Here is a 4,305-nt window from a genome sequence, read left to right as displayed (position 1 = left end):
AGCTACCTCGCCGGCCTCCACCTCCGCGCCGCAATGATCTGGATCGACGACCTGATGAAGACCGACCAATGATCACGACATCACACAAGCCCTAGCCGCAGCAGTCCGGTTCGAGGCCCGGCGGGAGGGAGAGGCCGCCGAAGACCTCGCCCGTGGCCTCGTCGCCGCCGAGCGCGGCCACGGCCAGCAGCAGCGAGCCGGCCGTCCAGGTCGTCTGCTCGACCGGCCAGACCGCCTTGTCCTGGAACACGTAGCCCGTCCAGTACATGCCGTTCTCGGCCCGCAGGTGCCCGATCGAGCGCAGGATATCCAGCGCCCGGTCCGACTCCCCGATGGCCCACAGCGCGAGCGCCAGCTCGCAGGACTCCCCGCCGGTCACCCACGGGTTCGGCAGCACGCACCGCACGCCCAGCCCCGGGACCACGAACTCGTCCCACCGCTGCGCGATGCGCGCCTGCGCCTCGGCGCCGGTGACCGCGCCGCCCAGCACCGGGTAGTACCAGTCCATCGAGTACCGCGACTTGTCCAGGAACCGCTCCGGGTGCCGCCGTATCGCGTGCCCCAGCGCGCCCGCCGCCAGCTCCCAGTCCGGCTGCGGGTCCCCGCGGTGGTCGGCGATCGCCAGCGCGCACCGCAGCGCCTGGTGGATGGAGGAGGAGCCGGTCAGCAGCGCGTCGCCGACGGGCGTGCCGTCCGCCTCCCGCTTCCAGCCGATCTCGCCGCCCGGCTGCTGGAGCGCGAGCACGAACTCCACGGCCGCGTACACCGCGGGCCACATGCGGTCCAGGAACGGGTCGTCGCCCGTGGCGAGGTAGTGGTGCCACACCCCGACCGCTATGTACGCGACGAAGTTGGTCTCCCGGCTCGCGTCCTGCGGCTCGGCGGTGTCCACCCCGTCCGGCCGGTCGGCGTAGGCCGCGTACCAGGAGCCGTCCTCGTTCTGGTGCCGCGCCAGCCACTCGTACGCCCGCTCCGCGGCCCGGTGCTCCCCCGCCGCGTCCAGCGCCATCGCGGCCTCGGTGTGGTCCCACGGGTCCAGGTGGTGGCCGCGGAACCAGGGGATCGCCCCGTCGGCGCGCTGCGCCGCGAGGATCCCGGCGACCGTGCCCGCCGCCTGCTCGGCGGTCAGCACGCCGTCCAGGACCAGGTGTTCGGTGCGTCCGGGCGTGCTCACTGCGCCGCGCCGACGGGGAGGTGGGGCTTGGTCGCGTACGCCACGAAGCTCTTGCCGATGACCGGGTTGAGGGCCTGCTCGGCGAGCCGGGTGGCCAGCGGCTTCTTCATGATGTCCCAGACCAGGAGCTTGTGGTACGCCTTCACCGGCAGCGCCTTGTCGTTGTCGACGCCGAACGCGCACTTGAGCCACCAGTACGGGGAGTGCAGGCCGTGCGCGTGGTGCGTGCCGTACGGCTTGAGGCCCGCGGCCTCCATCTTCCCGAGCAGCTCGTCCGCCTTGTAGATGCGGATGTGGCCGCCCTCGACCTCGTGGTAGGCGTCGGAGAGCGCCCAGCAGATCTTCTCCGGGCCGTAGCGCGGCACGGTGATCGCGATGCGGCCGCCGGGCCTGAGCACGCGCACCATCTCGGCGAGCACGCCCTTGTCGTCGGGGATGTGCTCCATCACCTCGGAGATGATGACGACGTCGAAGGACTCGTCGGGGAAGGGCAGGGCCAGCGCGTCGCCCTCCATGGCGGTGGCGGTGGCGCCCGCGGGGGCCTCGCCGGCCTCCTTCATGGCGGCGAACCACTTGGCGACCTCGCGGATCTCCTCGCCGTTGCGGTCCACGGCGACCACCTGGGCGCCGCGCCGGTAGCACTCGAAGGCGTGCCGGCCTGCGCCGCAGCCCAGGTCGAGCACGCGGTCGCCGGCGGCGAGCGGGAACCGGGAGAAATCGACGGTCAGCACGGGGTCCTGCCTTCGCGGGTCGCGGGGGTGTACGGGGCGGTGGATGGAACGGTGTCAGCGCGAGCGGCGCGTGCGGGCCTGCTCGATGGCGGCCCGGTAGTGGACCACGGTCCCCTCGGCGGCCTTCGCCCAGGTGAACCGGGCCAGGACTCTCTCGCGTCCGGCGGCGCCGAGCCGGGCGCGCAGCCGCTCGTCGCCCAGCATCCGGCCCAGCGCGGCGGCCAGCGCCCCCGCGTCGCCGGGCGGCACGGCCAGGCAGGTCTCCCCGTCGGGTCCGGCGACCTCGGGGATCGCCCCGCCGGTCGTGGCGACGAGCGGGGTACCGGTGGCCATGGCCTCGGCGGCGGGCAGCGAGAAGCCCTCGTAGAGGGAGGGCACGCAGGCGACCTGGGCGCTGCGCACCAGGTCCACGAGCTCGGCGTCGGTGATGCCCTTCACGAACCGCACCGCGTCCTGGAGCCCGTACGCCTCGATCGCGCGGGCGACCGGCCCCTTCTCGGCGCGCTTGCCGACCACGACCAGGTGCGCGTCGGGCCGTTCGGTGCGCAGCTTGGCGAGCGCCTCGACGAGGTGGACGAGCCCCTTGAGCGGCACGTCGGCGCTGGAGGTCGTCACGATCCGGCCGGGGACCTCCGCCACGGAGGCGTCGGGCGACCACAGGTCGGTGTCGGCGCCGATGTGCACGACGTGGATGCGTTCGTCGCGCACGCCGAGGTGCTCGGCGATCTCCTGCCGGGAGGAGCCGGAGACGGTGAGCACGGACGGCAGGCGGCGGGCGACGCGGCCCTGCATGCGGGTGAAGGCGTACCAGCGGCGGACGGAGAGCCGCTTCTTGCGGTCCTTGGCGGCGGCCAGGTCCAGCTTCCGGTCGACGGTGATCGGGTGGTGGATCGTGGTGACGAGGGGCGCGCCCAGCTCGCCCAAGAGGCCGTAGCCGAGGGTCTGGTTGTCGTGGATGACGTCGAAGTCACCGGCGCGGGCGGCCAGGTGGCGGCGGGCCCGCAGGGAGAACGTCAGCGGCTCGGGGAAGCCGCCGGTCCACATGGTGGCGACCTCCAGCGCGTCGATCCAGTCCCGGTACTCGTCGCGCCCCGGCGTACGGAACGGGTCGGGGCTGCGGTAGAGGTCCAGGCTCGGCAGCTCGGTGAGGGTGGCGCCGGTGTCGAGCACCGGGTAGGGCTGCGCCCCGATCACTTCCACCGAATGGCCCAGCCGGACGAGCTCGCGCGAGAGGTGCCGGACGTAGACGCCCTGACCGCCGCAGAACGGGTTCCCCTTATACGTGAGGAGCGCGATGCGCAACGGGCGGTCGCCGTCGGCGACGGAACCCGCGAAAGGGCTCGTCACCATGGCCTCTGCGGTCACTCTCGGCCCCCTTCTCCCTGCACTTTCGCCGGAGCGTAACCGCTCGCATAATGTAGAACAAGTTTCAGACTTGATCCGTCGAAGAGCATTGAATCTACCGGCCGGAAACCACACCGTAAGAGGCGGAGCAGGTGATTCACGCCACGGCTCCAACGGCTGACATGCTGACGGCGAACCCGACGCGAGCAGCCCCCGCCAACGACACGGAACGCCTTGGAACAGGACAGATGACAGTGGAAGCGAAGGCCGTGACCACACCGGCGTCCCCGCCCCTGACGGAACGCCAGGAGGCGCGCCGGCGGCGGATACTGCACGCCAGCGCCCAGCTGGCCGGCCGGGGCGGCTTCGACGCGGTGCAGATGCGCGAGGTCGCGGAGGCGGCGGGCGTGGCGCTGGGCACCCTGTACCGGTACTTCCCCTCCAAGGTCCACCTGCTGGTGGCCACCATGCAGGACCAGCTCCAGCACATGCACACGACGCTGCGCAAGCGGCCCCCCGCCTCCGAGGACCCGGCGGCGCGCGTCGCGGAGACCCTGATGCGGGCGTTCCGGGCCCTCCAGCGGGAGCCGCACCTGGCGGACGCGATGGTCCGCGCCCTGACCTTCGCGGACCGCAGCGTGAGCCCGGAGGTGGACACTGTCTCGCGGCTGACGACGGCGATCATCCTGGACGCGATGGGCCTGGAGTCCGCGCCGACGGCGGAACAGCTCTCGGCGGTCCGGGTGATCGAGCACACCTGGCACTCGGCGCTGATCACCTGGCTGTCCGGCCGCGCCTCGATCGCCCAGGTGAAGATCGACATCGAAACGGTCTGCCGCCTGATCGACCTGACGTCCCCGGAAAGGGCCTGAACCCGCCGGTGGGGGCGGGGGCTTCGGGGAGCGGGGCCGGGGGGCGGGATACGAGCCGGACCGGGCCGGGGAGGGTATGGGGGTTTCCTGTCAGTCCCATCGTCTCTCCGGGGCGGCCCGGCCCCTCAAGGGCGCTCCTCCTCGTTCCTCGTCGTCGCGTCGCTGCGCGATGGCCTTCGGCCAC

General features: G+C 72.5%; 4 protein-coding genes. 1 reads left to right on the top strand and 3 read right to left on the bottom strand.

The genetic code is table 11. The features are described 5' to 3' along the window. Nucleotides 1-91 precede the first annotated feature (91 nt). Genes ACWGH1_RS35045 through ACWGH1_RS35035 form a run of 3 tightly spaced genes read right to left on the bottom strand, consistent with a single transcriptional unit; the run spans nt 92 to nt 3,270 of the window. Nucleotides 92-1,174, bottom strand: coding sequence for a prenyltransferase (locus ACWGH1_RS35045; protein WP_453356406.1), 1,083 nt, complete (start codon nt 1,172-1,174; stop codon nt 92-94). After that, nucleotides 1,171-1,905 (bottom strand): class I SAM-dependent methyltransferase, encoded by a 735-nt coding sequence (locus ACWGH1_RS35040; protein ID WP_453356407.1) that lies wholly within the window; start codon nt 1,903-1,905, stop codon nt 1,171-1,173. Before ACWGH1_RS35040 ends, ACWGH1_RS35045 begins: the two co-directional genes overlap by 4 nt. Nucleotides 1,906-1,959: 54 nt before the next feature. After that, nucleotides 1,960-3,270, bottom strand: a complete 1,311-nt coding sequence (locus ACWGH1_RS35035; protein ID WP_453356408.1) for a glycosyltransferase family 4 protein — start codon at nt 3,268-3,270, stop codon at nt 1,960-1,962. A 227-nt stretch (nt 3,271-3,497) separates the two neighbouring features. Here ACWGH1_RS35035 and ACWGH1_RS35030 point away from each other — a divergent pair, with 227 nt between their 5' ends. Continuing rightward, nucleotides 3,498-4,121, top strand: a complete 624-nt coding sequence (locus ACWGH1_RS35030; RefSeq protein WP_453356409.1) for a TetR family transcriptional regulator — start codon at nt 3,498-3,500, stop codon at nt 4,119-4,121. Nucleotides 4,122-4,305 lie beyond the last annotated feature (184 nt).

This window comes from Streptomyces sp. NPDC054883 (assembly GCF_053610645.1).
The sequence above is the reverse complement of the archived record's forward strand: the minus strand, read 5'-3'. Positions and strand labels throughout refer to the sequence as shown.